The 24,070-nt window shown below is 62.5% G+C and carries 20 protein-coding genes and 2 pseudogenes; 17 read left to right on the top strand and 5 right to left on the bottom strand.

Annotation, left to right across the window (positions count from 1 at the left end; all coding sequences use genetic code 11):
* Nucleotides 1-63 precede the first annotated feature (63 nt).
* The 5 genes from Uis1B_RS01735 (at nt 64) to Uis1B_RS01715 (ending at nt 5,837) form a co-directional block, all read left to right on the top strand.
* Nucleotides 64-918 (top strand): class II glutamine amidotransferase, encoded by an 855-nt coding sequence (locus Uis1B_RS01735; RefSeq protein ID WP_101614955.1) that lies wholly within the window; start codon nt 64-66, stop codon nt 916-918.
* 155 nt (nt 919-1,073) lie between these two features.
* Complete coding sequence (locus Uis1B_RS01730) at nt 1,074-2,336, top strand: glutamate-cysteine ligase family protein (protein WP_101614953.1); 1,263 nt, start codon at nt 1,074-1,076, stop codon at nt 2,334-2,336.
* A 116-nt stretch (nt 2,337-2,452) separates the two neighbouring features.
* The gene (locus Uis1B_RS01725) at nt 2,453-3,385 is read left to right on the top strand and encodes a cation diffusion facilitator family transporter (RefSeq protein WP_101614952.1); all 933 of its coding nucleotides are present in this window, start codon (nt 2,453-2,455) and stop codon (nt 3,383-3,385) included.
* 116 nt (nt 3,386-3,501) lie between these two features.
* Nucleotides 3,502-4,908, top strand: a complete 1,407-nt coding sequence (locus tag Uis1B_RS01720; protein ID WP_101614950.1) for an Eco57I restriction-modification methylase domain-containing protein — start codon at nt 3,502-3,504, stop codon at nt 4,906-4,908.
* Nucleotides 4,890-5,837: a BsuBI/PstI family type II restriction endonuclease gene (locus Uis1B_RS01715; protein WP_101614948.1), complete on the top strand. Its 948-nt coding sequence runs from the start codon at nt 4,890-4,892 to the stop codon at nt 5,835-5,837. Before Uis1B_RS01720 ends, Uis1B_RS01715 begins: the two co-directional genes overlap by 19 nt.
* A 15-nt stretch (nt 5,838-5,852) precedes the next feature.
* Here Uis1B_RS01715 and Uis1B_RS01710 read toward each other — a convergent pair whose 3' ends face one another.
* The 3 genes from Uis1B_RS01710 to Uis1B_RS01700 all read right to left on the bottom strand — a co-directional run bounded on the left by Uis1B_RS01710 (nt 5,853) and on the right by Uis1B_RS01700 (nt 9,309).
* Entirely contained in the window at nt 5,853-6,725 is an 873-nt protein-coding gene (locus Uis1B_RS01710; protein ID WP_165782676.1) for an ATP-binding cassette domain-containing protein, read from the bottom strand.
* Between the two features lie 2 nt (nt 6,726-6,727).
* The gene (locus Uis1B_RS01705) at nt 6,728-8,056 is read right to left on the bottom strand and encodes an ABC transporter permease family protein (RefSeq protein WP_101614944.1); all 1,329 of its coding nucleotides are present in this window, start codon (nt 8,054-8,056) and stop codon (nt 6,728-6,730) included.
* 233 nt (nt 8,057-8,289) lie between these two features.
* Nucleotides 8,290-9,309, bottom strand: coding sequence for a glycosyltransferase family 2 protein (locus tag Uis1B_RS01700; protein ID WP_101614942.1), 1,020 nt, complete (start codon nt 9,307-9,309; stop codon nt 8,290-8,292).
* Nucleotides 9,310-9,335: 26 nt separating this feature from the next.
* On the opposite strand from Uis1B_RS01700, the gene Uis1B_RS01695 reads away from it, so the two are divergent.
* The 10 genes and pseudogenes from Uis1B_RS01695 to Uis1B_RS01650 all read left to right on the top strand — a co-directional run bounded on the left by Uis1B_RS01695 (nt 9,336) and on the right by Uis1B_RS01650 (nt 19,855).
* Nucleotides 9,336-10,040: an HD domain-containing protein gene (locus Uis1B_RS01695; RefSeq protein ID WP_101614940.1), complete on the top strand. Its 705-nt coding sequence runs from the start codon at nt 9,336-9,338 to the stop codon at nt 10,038-10,040.
* Between the two features lie 283 nt (nt 10,041-10,323).
* Entirely contained in the window at nt 10,324-12,465 is a 2,142-nt protein-coding gene (locus tag Uis1B_RS01690) for a DUF4012 domain-containing protein (protein ID WP_101614938.1), read from the top strand.
* 268 nt (nt 12,466-12,733) lie between these two features.
* Nucleotides 12,734-14,170: an amino acid permease gene (locus Uis1B_RS01685; protein ID WP_243390215.1), complete on the top strand. Its 1,437-nt coding sequence runs from the start codon at nt 12,734-12,736 to the stop codon at nt 14,168-14,170.
* Nucleotides 14,171-14,729: 559 nt separating this feature from the next.
* The gene (locus tag Uis1B_RS01680; protein ID WP_133124794.1) at nt 14,730-15,953 is read left to right on the top strand and encodes a CpaE/TadZ family protein; all 1,224 of its coding nucleotides are present in this window, start codon (nt 14,730-14,732) and stop codon (nt 15,951-15,953) included.
* A pseudogene (locus Uis1B_RS01675) lies at nt 15,954-16,961 on the top strand (TadA family conjugal transfer-associated ATPase); the annotation flags it as partial. It lies immediately after the preceding gene.
* A gap of 230 nt (nt 16,962-17,191) precedes the next feature.
* Nucleotides 17,192-17,899 (top strand): type II secretion system F family protein, encoded by a 708-nt coding sequence (locus tag Uis1B_RS01670; protein ID WP_165782675.1) that lies wholly within the window; start codon nt 17,192-17,194, stop codon nt 17,897-17,899.
* Complete coding sequence (locus tag Uis1B_RS01665) at nt 17,896-18,456, top strand: pilus assembly protein (RefSeq protein WP_243390203.1); 561 nt, start codon at nt 17,896-17,898, stop codon at nt 18,454-18,456. Before Uis1B_RS01670 ends, Uis1B_RS01665 begins: the two co-directional genes overlap by 4 nt.
* Nucleotides 18,457-18,817: 361 nt before the next feature.
* Nucleotides 18,818-19,042, top strand: a complete 225-nt coding sequence (locus Uis1B_RS01660; RefSeq protein WP_243390214.1) for a DUF4244 domain-containing protein — start codon at nt 18,818-18,820, stop codon at nt 19,040-19,042.
* A 92-nt stretch (nt 19,043-19,134) separates the two neighbouring features.
* Nucleotides 19,135-19,473 (top strand): TadE family type IV pilus minor pilin, encoded by a 339-nt coding sequence (locus Uis1B_RS01655; RefSeq protein ID WP_243390202.1) that lies wholly within the window; start codon nt 19,135-19,137, stop codon nt 19,471-19,473.
* On the top strand, nt 19,466-19,855 hold the full coding sequence (locus tag Uis1B_RS01650) for an Rv3654c family TadE-like protein (protein ID WP_101614927.1): 390 nt from the start codon (nt 19,466-19,468) through the stop codon (nt 19,853-19,855). Before Uis1B_RS01655 ends, Uis1B_RS01650 begins: the two co-directional genes overlap by 8 nt.
* A gap of 107 nt (nt 19,856-19,962) precedes the next feature.
* On the opposite strand, the pseudogene Uis1B_RS12415 reads toward Uis1B_RS01650, so the two are convergent.
* Nucleotides 19,963-20,355: pseudogene (locus Uis1B_RS12415) on the bottom strand (formate/nitrite transporter family protein); the annotation flags it as partial.
* 16 nt (nt 20,356-20,371) lie between these two features.
* Nucleotides 20,372-20,860 (bottom strand): formate/nitrite transporter family protein, encoded by a 489-nt coding sequence (locus Uis1B_RS12410; protein ID WP_101614925.1) that lies wholly within the window; start codon nt 20,858-20,860, stop codon nt 20,372-20,374.
* Between the two features lie 492 nt (nt 20,861-21,352).
* Here Uis1B_RS12410 and Uis1B_RS01635 point away from each other — a divergent pair, with 492 nt between their 5' ends.
* Nucleotides 21,353-22,990, top strand: coding sequence for an anthranilate synthase component I family protein (locus Uis1B_RS01635; protein ID WP_165782674.1), 1,638 nt, complete (start codon nt 21,353-21,355; stop codon nt 22,988-22,990).
* Nucleotides 22,987-23,889: an aminotransferase class IV gene (locus Uis1B_RS01630; protein WP_101614921.1), complete on the top strand. Its 903-nt coding sequence runs from the start codon at nt 22,987-22,989 to the stop codon at nt 23,887-23,889. Before Uis1B_RS01635 ends, Uis1B_RS01630 begins: the two co-directional genes overlap by 4 nt.
* Nucleotides 23,890-24,070: the final 181 nt, after the last annotated feature.

Below are 24,070 nucleotides of genomic sequence, written 5' to 3'. Positions count from 1 at the left end.
TTATAGCCATTCGCTATAACGCCGGTGGCACGTCGTATCGGTCTGCCGCTATGGTGGGGGACTATGTGCAGATTGTTGGGATACGCTACACCGGGGGACAACCTGAGTCTTGATGACGTGCTGACGAACTCCCAACTTGAGACGTTTCAGCAGATGGCCATCATTCACAACGACGGCTGGGGCGCGGCCCTGGTCACCGATCCGCTCCAGCCGTCCGGCGTGCGCGACGGAGGCGCCCCCACGCCGTCGAACAATGTGAGCGTCTACAAATCCACGTCATCGGCCTATGCCGATCCGGTGTTCCGCTCGATCGAATGCCAGGGCGCCCGCGGCGCGCTGTATCATCTGCGGCTGGCATCGTCCGGTCTGCCGCTGATCATGGAGAACCAGCAGCCCTTCTTCGCGGACGGCGTCTCCTTCATCCACAACGGCGACATCTCCGACGCCCAGCAGCGCAATATCGTACGAGCCCCCAGCAAGCCGGTCTCCGAAGTCGATATGCTGCGCACCGGTGGCAAAAGCGATTCCGCCGTGTACTTCGCCCTTGTGCTCGCCTACTACCACAAGGGTCGCGAACTGCCCGACGCCGTGCGCGAGGCGGTGAAGGATCTTCGTGGCGGCTATCCGAAGTCCTCGTACAACTGCATGATCCAGACCGGCGACGAATTCATCTGCGTGCATGCCGTGGGCAGTCTCGACCCCGAGCCGGAGATCGAAGACCTGTACGCACGCTACGGGCAGAAGGAACACGCCCACGACTACCGTCGCATCCGCTACCGCGAGCTTCCCGGCGGCGGCGTGGTGGCCGCCAGCTCCGGATTCGAGCAGCGCGAGCGAGACGGATGGCGGACCCTGGACAACAACCGGATGATCGTGGCATCCAACCGTACCGGCGAATTCCATATCGAGGCGCTGTAGGCCGGCAGCCGCGCATCGATCGCCGTACGCCGGTCATCGGGCGGCGGCAACCCGCAGCCGCATGCCCCCGCAGCCGCATGCCAATGATCGGTCATCGATTATTCGTATAGCGTCATTCGGGTGTTGCCGACGATGGTCGCGTAGTCTCGGGAGACATGACGATACGAGCCTTTGACTACGCCCACCAGACCACGGTTCCCAATCCCAGGCATGTGGCCAGTCTGGTCCGGTTCATCGAATCCGGCGTCAAGACCCCGGACCACCGTGGATTCGGCGTGGAGATCGAGCATCTGCCGATTCGCAAGAGCACCGGCAAGGCGGTGACCTACGCCGAACCGCACGGCATTCGCAATGTGCTGCAGGCGCTTGCGCAGTTCTATGATCCCACCCGCGAATACTATGAGGACGGCCATCTGCTCGGCCTCGGGCGCGACGGCATCTCGGTGTCGCTGGAACCGGGCGGTCAGATCGAATGCTCGCTCGGCGTGCTCAACCACGCCGACGATCTGGAGGCGCTGTACCACGAATTCCGCAGGGATCTCGATCCGGTGCTCGACCGTTTCGGCATCCGTCTGATCAACTTCGGCTACCAGCCCGACACCTCCTACAAGGAGATCGAGATCATTCCGAAGTCCCGCTACCATGCGATGCAGAAGTATTTCTCGCACATCGCCCGCTACGGGTTCTGCATGATGCGCGCCTCCGCCTCCACGCAGGTGAGCATCGACTACTTCAGCGAGAAGGATTCCATCGACAAGCTGCGCATCGGCACGGCCGTCGGGCCGATTCTGGCATGGTTCTTCCGCAACACCCCGTTCTTCGAGAAGGAGCCGAATCCGTTCCCGCTGCTGCGTCAGGAGATGTGGGACCACATCGATCCGCAGCGCACCGACCAGCTGTGGGGGCTCTACGACGACAACTACGACTGGGAGCACTATGCGGTGGACGTGCTCACCACTCCGGTGTTCATCGCCGATCTTTCGCACACCCCGGAATACACCGGCGACAAGCCGGTATTCGCGGCCCCGTTCGACACGGCGGCCGACCTGTATCCGGATCGCGAACTCAACCAGGCGGAGATCAATCATCTGATCTCCACGCATTTCAACGACGTGCGGCTCAAGAACTTCATCGAGCTGCGACACTGGGATTCGCTGCCGCTGCCGCGCGCCCAGCGTCTGACCGAAATCGTTGCCAACCTGTTCTACGATCGGGCGCAGTTCGAGGGTCTGCTGAGCTATTTCGACGGTCTGCGAGCGGTGGACGTGCGCGAGGCCAAGGCCGATCTTCAGGCGCATGGCGAGGACGCCCGACCCTACGGGCAGCCGCTGGAGTTCTGGCGCGAGTTCCTGCACGTCGAGGGCACGCTCGACACCGAGCCGGGGGATCCGGAGCGTCCGGACGTATTCCAGAAGTAGCCGGCCGCGCGACACCGTGCAATCGGTTGCGTAGCATTGCGCAGTCGGCCGCGTAGCATCACCGCGGGAGGTTCGTATTCGCCGACGGGAGATCAGGCAGGAGTAGGCTCTCTCGTATGAGCGAACAGACCCATACGCACTCCGCGGGGAATATCGGCGATCCCCGGCACGCACGACGGCTGATCGCCGCGCTGTGCCTTTCCGCGACGATTCTGGCGGCGGAGATCGCCGGTGCCGCCGTCACCGGCTCGCTGGCGCTGCTGGTGGACGCCGGCCACATGCTCACCGACATCTCGGTGCTCGCCGCATCCACGGTGACGGCCGTGCTGATGCGCCGCAAGCCCAGTGCCGAACGCACCTGGGGTTGGGCGCGGCTTGAGGTGGTGACCGCGGCGGGCGGCGCGCTGGCCCTGCTGGCGGTGGGCCTGTTCGCGCTGGTCGAGGCCGTGCAGCGGCTGCTCGGCGGGGGAGAGCAGATGCAGGCGCCGAGGCTGCTGCTGTTCTTCGGTGTGCTCGGTCTGCTGGCGAACATCGCTTCGATGATCATTCTGATGGGCGACCGGCAGTCCAACATGAATATGCGGGCCGCGTTCCTCGAGGTGGTCAACGATGCGCTTGGCTCGGTGGCCGTGGTGATTTCGGCCGTATTGGTGATGACCACCGGATGGTCGAACTTCGATTCGATCGCCGGCGTGGTGATCGCGCTGATGATGATTCCGCGGGCCGGCAAGCTGCTGCACTCCAGCATGAGAGTGCTGTTGGAGGAGACGCCGGAGGGGCTTGACCTCGACGCGGTGCGCACGCATCTGCAGAACGTGCCGCATGTGGTGGACGTGCATGATCTGCACGCCATCACCGTGGCCACCGGACTGCCGACCCTGAGCGCCCATGTGGTGGTGGACGCCGAGAACGTCGACGACTACGCGGATGTGCTCACCTCGCTGCAATGCTGCGTGCGCGATCATTTCCCCGTGTCGGTGGAACACTCCACGTTCCAGATCGAACCGGAAGGATATGTGAACATCCGCGACGGCGTGTTCCATGAATAGCCGCGAACGGGTTCGTCCAAGCGGATTGGCAATGGTCTGGTTCGAGCAGATCGGCGGGTCGACCAGACAGGAACAGGGGGCGCTCGCGGTTTTCGGCTGAGGCTATTGTGTTGGGTATGACATCCAAGACCATCGCACAGATTCGCAACGAGGCTGCTGCGTCGCTTTCCCCGGAGCGACAGCAGCAGTGGGAGCAGTTTCTGACCCCCATGCCCATTGCCGAGCAGGCGGTGAGTCTGTTTACTCCGACTGACAAGCCGGTGCGGATTCTTGACCTCGGCTCAGGCTCGGGTATTCTGAGCGCGGTGACGGCCAGACGGTCCACGCGAGGCAGCAGCGTTGTCGCCATTGAACAGGACGCTGATCTTGCACAGGTCTCTGAATCGTCGTTGCGGCAGGTGTGCGAGGATGTCACAGTTATCAATAAATCGGTTTTTGAGGTGTTGCTGGACACTCAGTTTGATCGGGTGATTCTCAATCCGCCGTATAAGAAGATCAGCCCGACAGTGATTGCCACAAGCAATGGTGGAGTGAAAGTCACGAATCTATATACCGCTTTTCTGGTGACGGCCATTCAGGCGTTGGACGAAGGCGGCGAATGCGTGGCCATCATCCCGCGGTCATGGATGAACGGCGATTATTTCAAGGATTTCCGCAAGTGGATGCTGAACGAGTGCAGTCTTGACGTACTGGCCGTATATAGGTCGCGGCAGGAGCACTTCAAGGATATGAATATTCTGCAGGAAATCATGCTGGTGAAGGTTTCCAAGCGACCTCAGACCAAAAAAGTCTCGGTGTATGCTGAAGCCATGCCGGTCGCGCCGTTGGAAAGTCAGCCGCATGAATCGGTGGCGCTTAAGGCGTTGCTGATGGGTCGTGATCGTATTGTGCGCATTCAGCCGCAGGATCCGCGCTTGTCGGGCTTCGGGACGATATCCGATCAAGGATTATGGGTATCTACGGGTAAGTTGGTGTGGTTCCGCAACCGTGATGTGCTATCGGCCGTGGAAAGACCGAAGGGGCATCCGTTGTACTGGTCTGACAATCAAAACGGCATGATGATGGTGCATCCGGTCGAATGCGATCGAGAACAGTGGGTGACCGATGGAGTCGATTCGCGTAATGTGATACTTCCTGCCGGCAGCTACTGCATGGTGAATCGTTTCTCCGCCAAGGAGCAGTCGCGTCGCATCCATGCATCGTATCTGTGCAGCAGCGTGGGATTTGTGGCAGATAACAAGCTGAACTACGTGCATCAAGGCACATCCCGTCGAACGGTGCCGTTGGACGACAAAGTGGCTTGCGGTCTGACGCTATGGATGTCATCATCGGTCATCGATGAGTGGTACCGGCAGATTTCCGGTAGTACGCAGGTCAATGCTACCGATCTACGGCAGATGCCGTGTCCGACGAAGGCGCAGCTGACAGCATTGGCCGATAGTCTCCCCATTGACGCCGATGCATCCCAAAGTCATATCGACGAAACGATTGGAAGGCTGTTCTCATGGGTGCAAGCAAGCTGATTGATGAGGCGCTTGAGATTCTGCGCGACTTCGAAGTCGGCAAGGATCAGTTGAATGACCGTAGTGCCATGACCCTGCTGGCCCTGCTGCATCTCAAGGATGGTGATTCCTGGGATCAGGCCACGAATCCAATGCTGGGTACTCGTGCGATCATGGATTGGATCCGCGATCAGTTCGGCGTGGACTACAAGCCGAATACGCGTGAGACAATCCGCCGGTTCACCCTGCACCAGTTCATCATGGCCGAAATCGTCGAGGAGAACGCTGACCGGTCCGATCGACCTATCAACTCGCCGAAGTGGAATTATCGCATCACCGATGCGGCGCTGGAAGTATTCCGCAGTTATGGCAAGTCGGTTTTCGAGATCGAACTAAAACGGTTCCTTCGCGAGCATGTCTCGTACGCGTCACTGACCGAAGAACGGCGAAACCTGCCGAAAACCCCAGTCATCCTGCCATCCGGTTCTTCGATGGAACTGTCGCCCAGCGGCCAGTCGGTGTTGATCAAGTCGATGATCGAAGAAATGTTGCCGCGTTTTGCGGCCGCCTGTCATATCGTGTACATCGACGATACCGATCATCAGCATGGTGTGGTCGATGCCGAGCTGATGGAAAGACTCGGCATCGACCTTAAGACCCGCGAAAAGGCTCCCGACGTGATTGCATGGGATGCGGAGCGCGGATGGCTGTTCCTCATGGAGGCGGCCAGCACTCATGGCCCGATAGACGTGACGCGCAAAGCCGAATTGCACGGTCTTTTCGCCGATCAGTGGGATAAGGTCGTCCTCGTCTCCTGTTTCCCCGATCGCAAGACCATGCAAAGATACCTTGCCCTGCTTGCTTGGGAAACGGAAGCTTGGTGCGCCGACACTCCTGATCACATGATTCACCTCGACGGCTCTCGCTTTATGGGACCCTATGAGGCTTAGAGCGCTGACCGGCTGTTAGATCTCGTAGGTGACGTTGGCGCGGGCGGCCAGATCGGGATCCTCGGTGACGATGATCACGCAGTAGTCGTCGTGACGGGTCAATCCGGCGAGCAGATCGTAGATCGTTTCGGCGGCGTCATCGCCCAACCTGGCGATGGGCTCGTCGGCCAGCACCACCGAGGGCTCGCAGCACAGGGCGCGGGCGATGGCCGCACGTCGACGGTCGACCTCCTTCAGCTCCTTGAGCGGTTTGTTCGCCAGCTCCTCGGGGAAGCCCACCTGATCCAGCAGCTGCTCGGCCAGAATCGGCTTCGGCCGCAGGAAGTTGCGGTTGGAGGCGTCCATGGCGGCCACGAGATTGCGGGAGGCGCTCCAATCCGACCGCACGGCTCCGATCTGCGGGATGAATCCCAGGAAATGACCGCGGAACTCCTGCGATGTGAACTCGTGCATATCCTGACTCTTGAACTGCACCTTGCCGGCCTTCGGCTGCACGATGCCGGCCAGCACGCCCACGACGGCCATGCGTTCGGCCTCGGATGAGACCAGCACCGCATGCGTCTTGCGCTGATGGAATTCCAGACTCACGTCGTGCAGCACGTCGCCGCCATTGCCGCGCCGACCGGCGGCGACCGACACATGCCTCATGGCCAGCGTCGGATAGGTCTTGAACGTGAAGGTGTCCTTATGCCGGCTCAGCTCGCCGTCCACCGTACTGGCCGCATGCTCCACCTCCTCGGCCTCTCCGTCGGCATCCGATGCCGCCGGTTTCACGTCAAGGCTGTGGTCGACGTCGTCGTACGTGATCTCGATGTCGCTGATATCCGCATCGTCTCCGTTGGTATCGTGCAATCCGAGATCGCTGATATCGGTCGTCTTGTCGCTCATCGTCACGCCTCCATTCGGGAACCGAGCATCGTCGTCGTCTTGATGGATGCCACCCATATCGTGCAGATCACCGCATTCGCCACCAGCACGCCGATGCCGATCCACACCATCGTCCAGATCATACCGGCGTCAACGCTCGCATTCGCGCCCGCGGTCAGCCAGTTCGAAACCGGCCCGACCGAGAACGCGGCCGCAGCCACGCCGATCGCCCAGCCCACCAGCAGCGGGAACAGAGCCTCCAGGGAGAACTGGTTCGCAATGCCGCCGCGGCCGACGCCGATCGCCGTCAGGAATCCGACCTCCTCGAGGCGTCCCCGCATGCCCAGAATCAGCAGCAGTACGGCCAGCGCCGCGCCCGCCACCGCCAGAACGATCAGACCGGGCCGGATCTTCGCGGCCAGCGACTTCAGCGGCGCCACCTTGGCGTTGTAGTCGTCCAGCGTGGTGGAGCCGATCACGTAATCGTTGGACAGCTTGGCCTTGCGCACGGCCTTGACGAACTTGTCGTAATCGGATGGGCTCTGCAGGATCATCGCCACATCGAGATTGGTGGAGGTGCCGCTCTGATCCGTGGTGGAAAGCCCGAGCACGGTCATCGTGTAGTAGTTCGTGTAGATCGTGTTCTCCGGGTCGAGACCGGTCCGCCGTTCGGTCACGTTCCCGGTGTTGCGGTAGATGCCGGTCACCTTGAGATTCTGCCTGGTCGACGTCTTCGAGGGGTTCGTGGCGGTGAACGTGCTGCCGACCTTGAGATCGTTGGCCTTGGCGAACGCTTCGGAGACGAGAGCCTGCCCGGCGCCGTTCTCGTCGTAGCTCAGATCCTCGCCGTCCACGATCGTGTACTTGCCGTTGAGACCGTCCTGCGCGGCGTTCTCGTCGGAGAATCCGGTGATGGCGAACGTGTCGTCGGCGAGCTTGCCGGTGATCGAATCGGCGCCGTCCGAGGCGTTGGTCGTCTTCTTCAGCCTGTCGAGCCGAACGGTGGCGGTTTCGCCGTAATAGGCGTTGGTGAGCTGCACGCCGCTCTTCTGCACATACTCGGAATACTGGTTCCAGGAGAGCCGGTACTTCGTCCAGTCAACCTTGCCGGCGTCCCCCTTGCCCTTCACTTCGGTGATGGTTTCACGATCGGGGCGGAAGGTGACCGCCGGGGTGAGCTTGTCGTAGTCGGTGGTGGTCGCCGTGGTTTCGGCCTTCAGCACCGAAAGGCCGATCATCGAGCCGAACGACACCGCCAGTGCCAGCAGCATCAGCAACAGCGTGCGCCACCAGCGACGCCACATCGCCGACCACGCGTTCTTCAGAACGAACATGTACTTCTCCAGTTCCATCCAACATTGGCCGGGACGCGCGACCTGCGCATGCGTAGGCAGGTCGGAGGCGTCCCGTGGCTCCCACTATGGGCGCTCTGTGTGAGATTTCTCTTGCCGAACCCTACGGTGATTCTGCAAGAAGTCTGGGAGAACGCTGAGTCAGGGGGCGTATCCGCTTCCGTTCCGCGTCTCCCGCAGCGTTGCGCCGAGGGTCGTGATTCCGGGTATTCCGGTTAATGCGGCTATCGCCGTTATTTCAGCGGCTGGATCGGCTTCCAATCCGGATCATGCATCAGCGCGCGCGAATCCCACCAGCCTCGGACCAGTTTCCGCAGACCGCTGCCGACATGCTCGCGATCCACCGCGACCAGACGGATCACCTCCTTGGCGAACGTGGCGACGGTGCCCATCGCGAACAGGAACGGGCGGTAATCGCCGTTCGCCATGAAATAGCGGGCCATGTAGCCGCGATTGCGCATGATGTGGTAGCGGTTCATGTCGGAGGTGGAATTGAGCTGGCGGAGGCCGGCGATGTCCCAGTTGCCGATCGTACGGGTGCGGCGCATGACGCGATCGGCCACGACGATCGGATTGGTGACCTTGCTGGCCAGATACCCGTAGATCGTGTCGTCCCAGTAGATGAAGAACCGCGGATCGGGGAAGCCGACCTTCTCCACGATGCTCCGGCGGAACAGGCCGCCCTCGAAGCACAGCGTGTTCATCACCCGGTAGCCGGCGTGGCCGAATGCGGCCGGGGCGATCGGATTGGGAATGCCCAACGGCACGATGAAATCGTACTGCCAGTAGAACGGGCCGCCGTCGTAGTCGTACCGGCTGCCCTGGATCACATCATGCGAGGGCATCCACTTGGCGAGCATCCGCATGCCGTCGGGCTCGACGGCCACATCGTCGTCCATCACCCAGAACCATTCCGCGCCCAGATCATACGCCTTCTTCACGCCGGCCGAGAATCCGCCCGCGCCGCCGAGGTTCTCGGTCTGCGGCGCGTATACCACGCGGCTGAGATTGCCGGCGGCATCGACGATGGTTTTGCCCCATTGCGCGGTGATCCGCTCGCCGAACTCCTCGACCATGCCGCGGGTGAGCTCGGAATTCTCGTTGTCGACGATGACGATGCGCCACGGTGCAAGGGTCGAATGCTCGATCGAATCGAACAGCGTCTTCAACAACTCCTGACGCTTGTAGGTCACCACCACTATGGCCAGCTTGGCGGTCAGCTGTTTTGCCTCCGAAATTGAAACATCGTTCATGTGCCTAAGTCTCTCACCTCCCTAAGATAGAAGGCATGATTCCTAATTTCGATGAGATCGACGAGCTTCACCGCAAGTACGCGCCCTCGCAGGAGGCGTACGAGCTGGTCTACCGACACTGCATGATCGTGGCCAGCATGGTTCGCGAGCTGTGCCGCAGGCAGAACAACCTCTTCGTGCAGCGCTGCACGCTGGGCGAGGACATGATCCGTCAGTACACGACGCGCATCCCCCCGCGTCTGTTCAACACCGACAAGGCCGTGGTCGGCGCGCTGGTGCACGACATCGGCACGTATTCGGTGATCGACAACGACGGTTCCAACGGCGAGCCGGTGAGCTTCGACCGCGACCGGTACATTCTGCACGGACTGGCCGGCTACGATCTGCTCAAGGCCGAGGGCGTGGACGAGGAGATCGCCGAGTTCTGCCGCAACCACACCGGCGTCGGCATCACCAAGAAGATGGTGGAGGAGCAGCATCTGCCGCTGCCGCCGGCCAACTACACGCCGAAGAACCTCGAACAGGAGGTGGTGATGTACGCGGACAACTTCAACAGCAAGTCGTTCCCGCCGAAGTTCGTCACCGCCGCCAAGGCGATCAGCCGCTGCGCCAAGTTCGGCAAGGAGAACGAGGATCGCATGCGTGAGCTGGTGGGCATCTACGGCGAGCCGAGGAACCTGCGCGAGCTGGCGGAGAAATACGGTCAGAAGATCGTGGACGTGAAGGACTGAGCCAGGAAGGACTGAGCCGTGCGGGACTGATCGGCCGGTCGGTACGGTTCCCGGCTGCGGTGCCGTGCGTGCCGGCGGGACGGCGTCAACAAAATGTGGTGGTGCCGGAACTTCCGCCGGCGTTTTAAAGTACGGCATGTATCATCTGACCCTGTGCATGCCATGTGATGCCATGTCGGCCGCCGATCGGCGCGGGACGGCGGGCCGCGGCACACGGCGAATATACGGGACGTCCGCGGGGCGTACGACGGACGACATACAGACGACATGATGGGCGGTTGTTATGCAGGCATACCCACGACACTGCAAGTCGAAGGGACATCGGATTCTGGAGCAGACATCCCTGCCCACCAGAATCGCCATCGGCGCCGCCTCCGCGATCCTCGGCCTGATCCTCTCCGTGGTGGGTGTGTACGTCGTCTCCGCGATCTCGATGTGGCATGAGGCCAACAGGATGATCGACTCCGCCGAAAGTCTGGCCAACTCGGCCCTCGGCTGCGGCGGCAGTACCGACATCGGCACCGCCTCGAAGCAGCTGGTGGCCTCCACCCGCAAGCTGCGCGACGAATTCAACAGCCCCAAATGGACTCTGGTGGAGAAGCACACCTCGTACGGCAACGACATCGTGGCCGTGAGAACCATGCTCGATTCGATGGGCAGTCTGGTGGACGGCCCCTTCACCGATCTGATCGACCTGTCGAACCGTCTCAACGGCTTCTCGATGCAGAACAAAACCGTCGACGTGAGTGCGCTGATGGACGCGCCGAAGATCCTGAAGAACGCGCACAACGACATCAACACCCAGGTGGAGGCGCTCGACGCCGTTCCCGCCACGCGCATCGGCAAGCTCGGTCAGCTGGTGCAGATGGAGAAGGCCGGCCTCAAATCCGTGGACTCCACGATCAACGAGTACACGAATCTGGTGAACGCATTGCCCGACCTGCTCGGTGAAAAGGGCGAACGCACGTATCTGATGGCCGTGTACAACCCGGCCGAACTGCGCTCCGGCGGCGGCATGGTCGGCACGGTGGCCGAAATCACCGCCAACAAGGGCAAGGTGACGATCGAGGACTTCAACAGCACGATCAACTTCAAGTACGGCACCTCGCCGTTCGACGCGCAGAACGTCCAGGAGGCCGCGATCTTCGGCGATCAGGTGTACCGGTATCCGCAGACCACCACGGTGAACCCGAACTATCAGCGCGCGGCCGTGAACCTCAAGAACCTGTGGAAGGCGCAGAAGGGCAACAAGAACAAGGATGTGGCCGGCGTGATCGCGGTGGATCCGGTGTTCCTCCAGTCGCTGGTGGGGGCGACCGGCTCCGTGACGCTCGACGACGGCAAGGTGGTGGACGGCACCTCCACCGTACGATTCTTCCTCAAGGACCTGTACGTGGACCATCCCGATTTCAACGAGCAGAACCAGTACGTGGACGAGGCCTCGAAGAAGATCATGAACAGCATCTTCTCCAATCTCAACAGCTCCACCGTCTCCGGCGTGCTCAAGTCCCTGCGCGAGACCTCGCAGTCCGGCCACTTCAAGATGTGGATGAAGACGCAGAGCGAATTCGATGCGCTGGTCGATACGAACATCATCAACGAGAACGCGGCCGGCAAGCTGCCCGACAGCGATACCGATCCGGTGACCGGCGTGTATCTCACCGAGGCCCAGCCCAGCAAGCTCGACTGGTATCTGCAGACCGAAACCGAAGTGATCAGGACCTGCGACGACAACTACCAGTCGATGCAGAGCCGGCTGACCGACAAGGTGGACGCCTGGCCGCGAGCCACGTCGCTCGCCCAGGTGAGCAGCGATGATCTCGGCGACGAATACACCGTGACGTTCACCATGAAGAACACGCTGACCAAGGATCAGGTGAAGAAGCTGCCCAGCTTCGTGGTAGGCGAGAAATCCCCCGGCAACATGCAGCTGCGTGTGTTCCTGATGGCGCCGAAGGGCGGTGAGATCACCTCCGTGGCCTATGAGAAGGCCGATTTCATCTCCAACGGTACGGTGGAGAACCACCAGTTCATGAACATCAAGATGGCCGATCTCGGTCCCGGCGAGTCCATGACGATCGCGTACACGGTCCGCGTGCCGAATACCGCCAAGAAGTCGCTGAATCTGGTCACCACGCCGATCATCAACGAAACCGGCATCCAGACCGGTTCCGGCGGCAAGGTGACCGACAAGTGCGCGGCGGGGAAGACGACTCCGGCACCGGCTCCGAGCGGCTCCACGTCGAGCGCCCAGTCCGCACCGTCTTCTTCCTCCTCCTCGTCGGCATCGGCGTCCGGTGGTTCGGCGTCCGGCTCCGGCAGTGGTTCCGGTTCCGGTTCGTCCGGGGATGATCCGCTGGCCTCGATGGACGAGCTGAAGAGCCGGTTCTCCTGCCCGGTGGACATCCGGGCCATGGCGGGTTGACCGGAACGGCCTGACCGGTTCGGTTGGCGGTACGGTCCGTTTCTGAGTATGGTGGTGGGCTAGTGTGCGTAGGGCGGCGGTCTTTCCGCGGAGTCGTGCACATGATGCAGCGTAGAAACAACGAAACGGGAAAACAGTGGCCGACGATAGTGCAAATAGTGCAATCAGACCCGATCATGACGATCATGATGATCATGACGATGCGAACGGTGATCATGACGACCGACACCGCGTGAGCCAGCAGACGCATGTGGAGCTTAAACGAGGCATGGAGACGCGCCATCTGCGCATGATCTCCCTCGGCGGTGTGATCGGTACCGGTCTGTTTCTGAGCTCCGGATTCACGATCAACACGGCCGGCCCCATCGGCACGATTCTGGCCTACGCCATCGGTGCGGTGATCGTGTACCTGGTGATGCTGTGCGTCGGCGAGCTTTCCGTGGCCATGCCGGTGAGCGGCTCGTTCCATGTGTATGCGGAGAAGTTCATCGGACCAGCCACCGGATTCGTGATCGCGATCCAATACTGGATCACCTGGACGGTGGCGCTGGGATCAGAGTTCACCGCGGCCGGTCTGCTGATGCAGCGATGGTTCCCGCAAACGCCCACCTGGATGTGGAGCGCGATCTGCATCGTGCTGATCTTCGGCGTCAACGCGCTGTCGGTGCGCGTGTTCGGCGAGGCGGAGTTCTGGTTCGCGTCGATCAAGGTGATCGCGATCTGCGCGTTCATTCTCATCGGCGGTGCGGCGATCTTCGGCATCATTCCCATCGCTGGATACGATCATGCGCCGATGTTCCACAATCTGGTGAAGGACGGCATCTTCCCGAACGGATTCATGCCGGTGTTCACCACGATCCTCACCGTCAACTTCGCATTCAGCGGCACCGAAATCATCGGCGTGACGGCCGGTGAGACGCGCAATCCGGAAGAGGCCGTGCCGAAGGCCATCCACACCACGCTGTGGCGTCTGGTGCTGTTCTTCATCGGTTCGATCGTGGTGATGGCCTCGCTGATCCCGTGGCGTCAAGCCGGCGTCGACGAAAGCCCGTTCGTGCTGGTGTTCAATGCGATCGGTCTGCCGTTCGCCGGGGACATCATGAACTTCGTGGTGCTCACGGCCGTGCTTTCCGCGGCGAACTCCGGTCTGTACGCCTCCACGCGAATGGTGTGGTCGCTGGGCCATGAGCATATGATTCCGGTGTGGTTCGCCAAGACGAACCGGCGCGGCGTGCCGATGCTGGCCCTGTGCGCGTCGATCGCCGGAGGGTTGCTGGCATTGCTGTCTTCGGTGGTGGCGGCGTCCACCGTGTATCTGGTGCTGGTGGCGATTTCAGGTCTTTCCGCCGTGGTGGTGTGGATTGCGATCGCGTACTGCGAGATTCGGTTCCGACAGCGTTGGCGGGCCACCGGGCGCACGGACGGTGAGCTGAAGTATCGCACGCCGGGATTTCCGTGGGTGCCGTGGGCGGCGTTCATTCTGTGCACCGCGTCATGCGTGCTGGTGGTGTTCGATCCTTCGCAGCGGTTCGCTTTGGCGGCGGAGATCGTATTCATCGTGCTGTGCTATGCGATCTACTTCATCAAGCGTCGGTTCGGTGGCGAACGGCGTGAGGAGCATCTGGTCACGTTCAACTGGGAGAAAAGGGCTGAGACCGTTCCGGAGGCTGTGTCCGAGGTCGGTTCTGGGACTGGCCGGGCGTGATCAATCCGGTTAATTGGTCAATCGACTCATGTACGGCCCGATTTTGGGCGCTTGGTGAGTCGTTTGACCAATTACGTGGGTAATGGCGGTCGGAGCGGCGGGTACGTGGGGAGCCGCGGAGCAAAGGGGACAAAGCGGGCAAAGCAAAAGCCGACCCCCATTCAGGGGCCGGCTTTATGTACAAGCGCTACGGAATGCGGAATCTCTGCACAACAACGTTGTCGTGGCGGTAAGTCCTTGCAATCCGCCCAACATCATTCAATCATGGTGATCATCTACTTTTGTGGGCTCCGCTCTTCTGTTTTGCTTGTAGTTCCATTATCTACGTAACCGACCGAAAATCAAGCTGAACTAAGGGGTTCGTCCGTTTTGTGCCGAAGTGTCGCAAAGTGGTGCGGGGTGTGCGTTTCCATAGGCTGAACTGTGTTGTTTTTGAGCTGAAGTGCAGTGAATTGTGCGTGTGAGCGCTCATTGTGGATAACTCGCCGTAATCGTTCACGTTCGACCACATACCCCGATTTTTCCTGTCCGCAACGGCGCTGTTTGCCACAATCGGGGCATGACCAATGCAACGACTTCATCGATACCGGCGCCGTCCCCGTCGAAGGCTTCGAATATTCCGGCTTCACCGCCGCAACGGTTCTACGTGCGTGGCGATGCGGCGCGCAGTGATGTGGTACGCAGTGATGCGCGGACGCCGTTCGAAGGCGCTTCGCGTTCCATGCCGCATGCGAACGCCGGCTCCGTCGGTGCGCGTACGGGCGTCACCGGCGGGGTTGGCGGTGTCGGCGTCGGGGTCGGTGGGCCTTCCGGCGGAATGGTCGGCGGATCAGCTGCCGGAGCGGTCGGCGGATCAACCGATGGATCGGGATCGACCGGTGGATCGGATCTCCGCAATGCCGCGGTTTTCGTCTCGGCTTCCGGGGGCGTGGGGGTCAGTGTCTTCGCGGCACTGTGCGCACGGACCATCGTTCGGGGCGGTACGTCGTGTGCGCTGGCCGATATGGATCTGCCGGCCGGTGGCATGGATGTGGTTCTTGGGCTGGAATCGGAGCCTGGTCTGCGATGGGGCGGCATCAATGCGCCGCTGGGCAGGATAGAGCCGAGTTCACTGAGGAACGAGCTTCCGAAGTGGGATGGCATGCCGGTGCTCGCCGCCGATTCGTGGTCCGCATCGTTGCCGGACTGGTGGGAGGTGCATGCCGCAGTGCGCGCATTGTCGCAGATCAGCGACGTATTGGTGTTGGATGCCGGGCACGCGCAACGGTGGCGGGAGTTGCGGCCGGCGGTGGTGGTGCTTGTCGTGGAGCTCAGTGTGCTCGGGCTTGCCAGGGCGCGTGCCGAATTGCTTCGATTGGTCGAAGGCGACGTGGGCGGGACGGCCGGCATGGTAGGTGGTGTGCCTGGCACGGTAGGTGGGGGCGTTGGCGTGAATCTGGCCGGTGGCATGGCTGATGGCGCGATCGTAGTGGTGGGGGCGCCTCCGCCCTGGTCATCGAAGATGGGAACGGTGGACATCGGCGAAGCGGAGGACTATCTCGGCAGGGAAATGGTGGGGATGCTTGCGCGGGATGCTGCTCTGGGACGGTCGGTGCTGGCCGGGACGGGCGTGACGACGGTGCCTCGGCGCCTTCGAACGACCGTGGATGTCGTATGCGAACGGATTGAACGTGAATGCCGTCCCCTGAAACGCAGAACCGTTGGCGGCAACGAAGGCGTAAACGATGGCGTGGCTGCTTCAGGCGGCAGGTCGCCGTTCGGCGGATTGCGCGGAAGGCGGTGAATGATGGAGAACGGACTGATTTTCGGACCATTGGACATGTTGGCGCATGATGCCGCGGTCACCGACGTGGCGGTGACCTGCGACGGGCGTATATGGGCGGATCGTGGCGATGGCATGGAGGAGCGTTGGGTGCCGATGGGATTCCGCTCGCCGCAAGTGGTGCGCGAGTACGCGGTCCAGCTGTGCGCGCAGCTGGGACGGCGACTGGATGATTCCCATCCGATCGCCGACGCCTCCACCGTTGACGGCATACGCATCCATGCGGTGATCGCTCCGCTTGTTGCGCAGGGTGCAGCGCTTTCGATACGATTCCCGGACCGCACCCTGGCGAGATTGTCCGCATTGGGAGCTTCCGGGATGTTCCCCCTGCGATGGGGAGCTGTGCTGCACGGTCTGGTGAGCGGGCGGGCGACGGTGCTGATCACCGGAGGAACCGGCACGGGCAAAACCACGCTGCTCAAGGCGATGCTGGCCGAATGCGGCCAGCGAGAGCGCATCGTCAGCGTGGAGGAGACCAGGGAGCTGGGCGGTCTGCCGCATGGCGATCATGTGTCGATGGTGGCTCGCGAAGCGAATATTGAAGGTCAGGGTGCGATTGGCTTGGCTGAGCTGGTGAAGGCGACGCTGCGGATGCGTCCGGACCGTGTGGTGTTGGGCGAATGCCGTGGCGAGGAGATCGCCGATCTGCTGAGAGCGCTGAATTCCGGGCATCACGGCGGTATGACCACGTTGCATGCCGACAGCGTGGATCGTGTGCCGTCGCGATTGCAGACGTTGGGACTGCTGGCGGGACTCGACCCGACCGCGCTGTCGATGCTCGCCGAAGGGGCGTTCGACGTGGTGATTCATCTGGAGCGTCGGAACGGTCGGCGAAGGATCGCTCAGATCGGCGTGCTGCAGGTTGACCGGGAACGGCGACTGATCGGACGGATTCTTGCGGATTGGGATGGCGAGCACGAACCGCGATGTCACGACGGGTGGGCGGCGTTCGTTCGGCGGTGGGCGTTAAGCGGCATCGACGCCGCTGCCTCTGCCGGAACGGCCGGTATCGCTGCGCCCGGCGTCGTACATGCGAGACACGGTTCCGCTCGCGGTGCCGGGGTGGGTACCGGAGCGGTCGGTGGCGTTGGCTACGGCGGGCGAGGCATGGTCGGCCCGGATTGCCCGACGGCGGTTATCGCGGCGGCTTCGACGATGGGCTTGTCCGAATCGATGTGGAACGGCTGGAGGTGAGACTGATGCATGTGTTGCAGGCGTATGTGTGGTGCTCCGGAGTCTGCGTCGGCGGGACGGTATGGCTGTTGCTGTGCGCGCCGGTGCGGAGATTGCGGCGCATATCGGCATTGAACGGTACGGTCGATCGCCCGGCATCCCGCATCGGCATCGCATCGGTGTTGGCGTCGTTGATCGCATTCGTGCGCAATGGAGGCGGACTTGTCGAGGCGTTCGAGGAGCAGGCGGGGCGCAGATTTCCCACGGCTTCGATCAGCGAATACCGCGTGCGTGAGGTGATGGAATCCAGGCGTGCGGGTGATGAGACCAGTGATCAGGCTCTGAGCGTGGCCCGAAGCGTAACCGTAGCCTGTCTGGTCAGCGAACGATTGGGGTGCGAGGCTGCGCGGTGTCTGGAGGCGGTTGCGGCTTCGCATCGGCGCTCGCAGTTGGTGGATGAGCTGCGTGCCAAGGCGCTTGCCGTACCCCGGGCGACGATGAGACTGCTCGCTTCGTTGCCGATGATCACCATTGCGCTGGGCGAGCTGCTGGGTGCACGTCCGTTGTCGTTCCTGTTCGGCAGCGCGATCGGTGGCATGTGCCTGTCGGGCGGGCTGATGTGCTGCCTGATCGGCCTGTTGTGGATGCGACGGCTGCTGATGCGGCTGGAGGAGCGCGGGGTCGCGTCCGAGGTTCAAGCCGACCGACGCGGGAATGAAAGGAGGCGACGATGATGGTCGACGTTCAAATGTGGTCGATGCTCTGTGCCGTTGGGGTTGTTGTCGGCGTGTATCTGCGGATGCGTCCGACGCGGTGGATGCCCTTGGTGGCTCGATCCGCGGGGATGGATGCGCCGCCGCTTCCGGTGACGTTGATGCTGGAACTGATCGCCGTGGCCGTGCGGCAGGGGGCCTCGATCCCTCGCGCGCTTCAGGTCATCGGCGTGACGTCGGGAACCCGACTGGGACGTGACATGATGTGTGTGGCTTCGGCGTTGAATCGAGGAGTCGAATGGAATGGGGCCTGGACGGTGGTGTCGCCTCGAGGTCGCGAGGCGGAGGAGTTCGAGCTGATCCGCGGTGCGTTGGAGCCTTCGTGGCGTCATGGGGTTTCGCCGTTGCTGCGTATCGCCGCGCAGGTGGAGCGGATCGATCGCGATGAACGGCAGCGGATCGAACGAGAGGCCGCCGGGCTTTCCGTACGGTTGCTGATGCCGATGGGGTTGTGCTTCCTGCCGGCGTTCATCCTGATCGGCGTGGTGCCGTCCATTGCGGCGTTCGCCGGTGGATAGCGCCGGATGAATGATATCCCGTCGGCGGATGGAAGCGACCGCAGACCGCCGAGGAAAAGCCAAGGGAACAACAACGAAAGGAGGTGTGTGCTCACAAGGACATACGGATTCCATATACGGATTGTGCGTGTGGTTCGTGCGTGCGGCTTATGCATGCGGGCGCGGGCCTTGCACTTACGAGCATGGGTGGGCCCGCAGACACGGGCGCACCCCCTACACACAGTCGGCCCGGCTCGGCTTGTCCGGACCACGAGCCGGACCGGCATATTTCACGACATCGAATTTTCCGAAGCTTTCTGAAAGGAACAATGCCATGACACCGATCGATACTACCCGGGACCTTGCTCCCGTAACGCCGGCCATGAGAACGGCCGGCACCATGGCCTACCTGCGTCGAAAGGCGTGCCTGCTCGACGCCCGATTACGCACGATGACGGATGAGCCGGAGAAAGGCCTCGCCACCGCCGAATACGCGGTGGTGATGATCGCGGCCACCGGATTCGCCGGTCTTCTGGTCGCGATCCTCAAATCCGGTGCGGTCAAATCCCTGCTCACCAACATCGTCCGGCAGGCGTTGAACGTCTGATGCGCCTGATTGACGCGATGCGACTGAGACGCAACGGTTCCGGCCCATCCGGGTGTGAGACGGGCGGGCCGGAACCACAACGACGAGCCTTCGTGGAGAACGGTACGGTAACGGCCGAATTCGCGGTGATCCTGCCGGCGGTGATGGTGGTGGCTCTGCTGCTGTTCTCATCGGCCAGAGCGGTGACCGTCGGCATGGAATGTCAGGAGGCCGCCCGTGCCGCGGCGAGGGAGATCGTGGTCGCCGCGGATTCCGGTGCCGCCAATCCGAGCGGCGTGGCGGCGCGCATCGCCGGTACCGGCGTTTCCGTGGCTGTGGCGAAAGGCGGCAGGGAAGTGGCGGTGACCACGCGGTGTCCGGTGCTGCCGGGGCCATTGGGCATCGTACCGGCGTCGATGACGGGAAAGGCGGTGGCGATACTCCATGAGTGAATCAGACAATGCATTGGGCCTTGAAAGGCCACGGATGAGCCGGTGGGAGCGCGGCAGCGGCACTGTCGTCGGCATCGGACTGGTATGTGCGGTGGGGGTGATGCTGTCGGTGATCCTCACCGTGGGCAATGTGCTGATCTGCAAGTCGGTGGCGCAGACCGCGGCGGACGGTGCCGCACTCGCCGCCGCCGATGCGCTATATGAATCCACGGGAGATCCATGTGCGGCTGCCGCCCGCATTGCGGCACGGAATCGTGGTGTTGTGCGGGCATGCCAGGTGCAGGGCGAAGACGTCGTTGTTTCCGCGTCGGTGGATTCTCGTGTGCCGTTGATCGGCAAGGTGCGGGCTCAGGCGAAAGCCGGTCCGAAGGACTGCGAATAGAAGGTTCGCGCTTTCAGCCAGGCCTTGGCTCCGGCCGGGACGTTGGTCCGTTCAGGTGCCGGTCCGACCGTGGGCTGTGGCGGACCGGCACCAGACCAGTGCGGCTCTCAGTTCTGGGAACGCTTGGCGTTGACGAACCAGTAGGCCAGAGCCACGAACACCGCGCCGCCTACGATGTTGCCGAGTGTGGCGGCCGAAAGGTTGTACAGGATGCCCTGCACGGTGACGGCACTCGCGCCGGTGGCGTCCGCGCCGAAGCCGAGCAGCTTTGACAGCAGGCCTACGGGCAGGAAGAACATGTTCGCCACGCAGTGTTCGAATCCCATCGCGACGAAGCCTGCGATGGGCAGCAGAATGCCGAGCACCTTGTCGCCCACCGAGCGTGCGGAGAATCCGATGCGCACGGCGAGACACACGAGGATGTTGCACAGGATGCCGCGGAAGAACAGCGTGATCCAGTCGGGCGTGATCTTCGAAGCGGCGGTGGCCACGGCGGTGTCGCCGACTGCTCCGTCGTTAAGCCCCCATCGTACCGGCGAATCCGATCAGCGCCACCAGCAGCAGGGCTCCGGCGAGATTGCCGAACCAGACGATCACCCAGTTCCTGGCGAGCGCCCCCCAGCTGATCTTGTGCGCGGCGATGTCGGAGGCCATCAGCGAGTTGCCGGTGAACAGCTCGGCGCCGCAGCACAGCACCAGCACCAGGCCCATGCAGAAGGCGAGGCCGCCGACGAAGCGCTTCGGCCCCCACGTCATGGACGGATCGGAGGTGACGATCAGGAAGAACAGGGCGCCGAAGCCGATGAACGCGCCGGCGAACATGGCGGAGACGAAGGCCTTGCCTGAGCTGAGGCGGGTCTTCGCGACGCCGGCGTTTTCCACGGCCGCTTCGGTTTCGGCGGGGTTGAGCGCGTTGATGTTGATGACGGGTGCCTTGGGGGCTGGGGAATTCGTGGTCTGCGCGTCCTTCGCGTGCTGCTGGGCAGTGGTGCCGTTCTCCGGCATGGTGGTTCCCTTCCTCTGGGGTGAATCATGGTGGTTCGCTTCGACGTACCGCACTTCGATGTCGATCCGAGTCGATCAACGGCCGTGTCGTTAACCGCACACCATATTCGCGCACCCCGTTGACCCGACCGCATTCGTTCCCACCGTTTGCAAAGGAAGTCCACCGATGTACTGCAATAAGATGACTGTTTCTTCAGTCCGTGTTGTCGAACGGACCGGCATTCCATCTCGCTCTTGCCGGCGGGAGCTGTCGGCTTCGCTGACTGAGGGTGGTCATTGCGATATGTGGTCAGACGGCAGCCTCGCGACGGGTGTAGACTGACGGCGGTTTTGCAGTTACGGACCGCCCCGGTGCTCTACGGCTTGGCTCTACGGCTTGGCTGCATGGCTTGACTTGATTGAATGGCGCCGCGGCGGATAACGACTGTCCTTGGAGTTCCGGTGGCACCGTCTCGAATGAGCGGTGATCTCCGGTCGGATGAAAGGATCGTCGTGTCTGCCGTTGATGCCGCCCAGTCTGTCTTTCCGGTTTCCGTCCTGCTGACATACCGGCCGTTGATCGAGATGCTGCCTTTCCTCGCACGACAGTATGCGGGGGATATCGCCTATCTGCACTCCGTAGGACCGTCGATCGCGTCGGCCGTCGGGAATCGGCCGGCTGCGCGCGCACGGTATTCGCTGATCGGCGTGCGGGCATACCGTATTTCCGCGGACTGCGAGTGTTCTGAGGGCTGTGCGGTACCTGGGGGCTGTGCGGTATCCGCTGGTTCCTTTTCGGCCGGGGCGATCGGATACCACGGATACGACGACGGGGTCTCCCGATGGGCATGGTTCGATATGTGGCTGGTCGAGGATCATCGTGATCGGACCGTGCATGCCGTGGCGATGGGCAGGCTGTCTGACGCCGATGCCCAGATCGAGGAGCTGAAAACCATGTGGGCCGAGGCTCTGAGCACAACGGAGGGCACCGTGCCGTCTGAGGAGGGCACCGTGTCGGCTGAGGGAAGCACTGTACCGTCGGGGGACTCCCGTCCGTCCCGTCGCCACCCGGCCGGTTCCGATCCTGCATGCGAAATCCGAGCCGATCAGAGCCGGGAAGGCTACATCGAGGCGGTCAGGCGCATGCAGCGGCATATGCGCGACGGCGATATCTACGTGGCGAACATGTCGATGCGATTCACCGTCCACAGCGACATCACGCCGATCACCGTATTCCGACGCCTGTATGCGGACAATCCCTCGCCGTACGCCGCGTATCTGGATTTCGGGGACCGCGTGATCGTCAGCTCGTCGCCGGAACGGTTCTTCTCGATCTGGGACGGCAGGGTGGTGACCGAGCCGATCAAGGGCACCCGGCCGCGCGGCGCGACCGCGGCCGAGGACGCCGAACTTCGCGCCGATCTGCGCGGCTCGAACAAGGAGCGATCCGAACTGCTGATGGTCACCGATCTGGAGCGCAACGACATGAACCGCATCTGCGCGCCGGGCAGCGTCTGCGTCCCCGAATTCGAGGTGATCCGCGCTTTCCCCCATGTGTTCCACACGGTTTCCGTAGTGGAGGGGCGGCTTCGTGCGGGCGTGACGGTTTCCGAGGCGCTGCGGATGATGTCGCCGGGCGGATCGATCACCGGCACGCCCAAACGCCGGGCGATGGAGATCATCGCCGAATGCGAGCGCTCGCCGAGGGACGTGTACACCGGCAGTCTGGGGTATGTGGGGGCTGATCCGGGCGTCTGGCTGCATATGGGCGATTCGTTGTCCGGACGGTCGGATCGTGGCTCGCAGCCGGTGTGCGATCTGAGCATCATCATTCGCGCGGCGATATGCCGAATGGAACGGTCGGCAGGGTGCGTCCGGACGTCGGGGATCGGTCGGACAGCGGTGACAGACCGGTCGGCGGGGACAGGCCGGTCGGCGGGGGCAGACCGGTCGGCGGGGACAGGCCGGTCGGCGGGGACAGGATGTTTGTCAGGGGCAAACCGGTTCGATTATCTGGTCGGTGCCGGTGGCGGCGTGACGTTGGATTCCGATCCGGAAGCCGAATACGATGAGGCCGTGCATAAGGCGCGGGCCGTGCTGGAGGCGCTGGGCGTGCTGGAGATACTGGGCGTGCGCGGAGGAGAACGATGATCTATCTGGACGAGGGATATCAGTTCGGTCTGGGTGTGTTCGAAACGATTGCGGTGCATGAGGGGCGTCCGCTGCTGTTCGATCGGCATATGCGTCGGCTGGCGCAAGGACTGCGGTTTCTGGGCATCGACGGTCGGTCGATAGCGCGGGTGTCCGGCGTGGGGAGGATCGATGCCGGTGGTGCCGTTGCCACTGGTGGTGCCGGTGTTGACGCGTCAGAGGCGGCCGCGGCGGTGGAACGGCTGGTGCGCTCGAATGGACGGGATTACGAGCCGATGGCCGCGCTCGTGGGACATGCGGTCGCCGGGCCGGAAGTGCTGAAGATCATGGTTTCGGCAAGGAATCTGGCGGTCACCACCCGAGCCAATCCGTATGAGCGGCGCGACCCGTCCGCACCGATGCGACTGATGTGGAGTGAGGTGCTGCGCAATGAGACGTCGCCGCTGGTGCACCACAAAACCCTGAATCAGGGCGACGGCATACTGGAGACAAGACTGACGAAATCCCGTGGATTCGACGGTGCCGTGATGCTCAACTCCCGCGAGGAGATCGCGGAAACCACGAATGCGAACATCTTCTTCGTGAAGCGCGGGGGAGAGCATTCCTCGGACGGTCTTCCCGATATCGAGCTGATCACCCCGGCCGCCGACTGTGGTCTGCTGCCGGGCGTATTGAGGGACTGGGTGATGCGCGACGGCGCGCCGGCGCTCGGCGTGCCGGTGAAGGAATCGCATATCACTGCGTCGGATCTGAACGCCTTCGACGAATGCTTCATCACCAATTCGCTGATGGGCGTATGGCCGGTGGCAAGCATCGGGGAACGGGTGTTCCCGGCTGTGGTGTTCGCGCGTCGGCTGCGCGCGCGATACCGCGAGGAGTTCGGACTGGGACGCGCGTGATCGCAGCCGACGGTCGGTCGTTCCGGTCGCACTGGTCATTTCGGTTGTCCGGTTATCCCGTTGCCCCGGCTGCACTGGTCTCACCGGCCGTTCCGGCTGCGGAGGCGATGCCGTTGCTCGCACCCGCAGCCGCGAAACCCCACGGCCATGGAACATAGTAAGGTGGCTGAGCATGATGGTA

The organism is Bifidobacterium margollesii (assembly GCF_002860355.1).
In the GTDB taxonomy this organism is placed as follows: domain Bacteria; phylum Actinomycetota; class Actinomycetes; order Actinomycetales; family Bifidobacteriaceae; genus Galliscardovia; species Galliscardovia margollesii.
The sequence above is the reverse complement of the archived record's forward strand: the minus strand, read 5'-3'. Positions and strand labels throughout refer to the sequence as shown.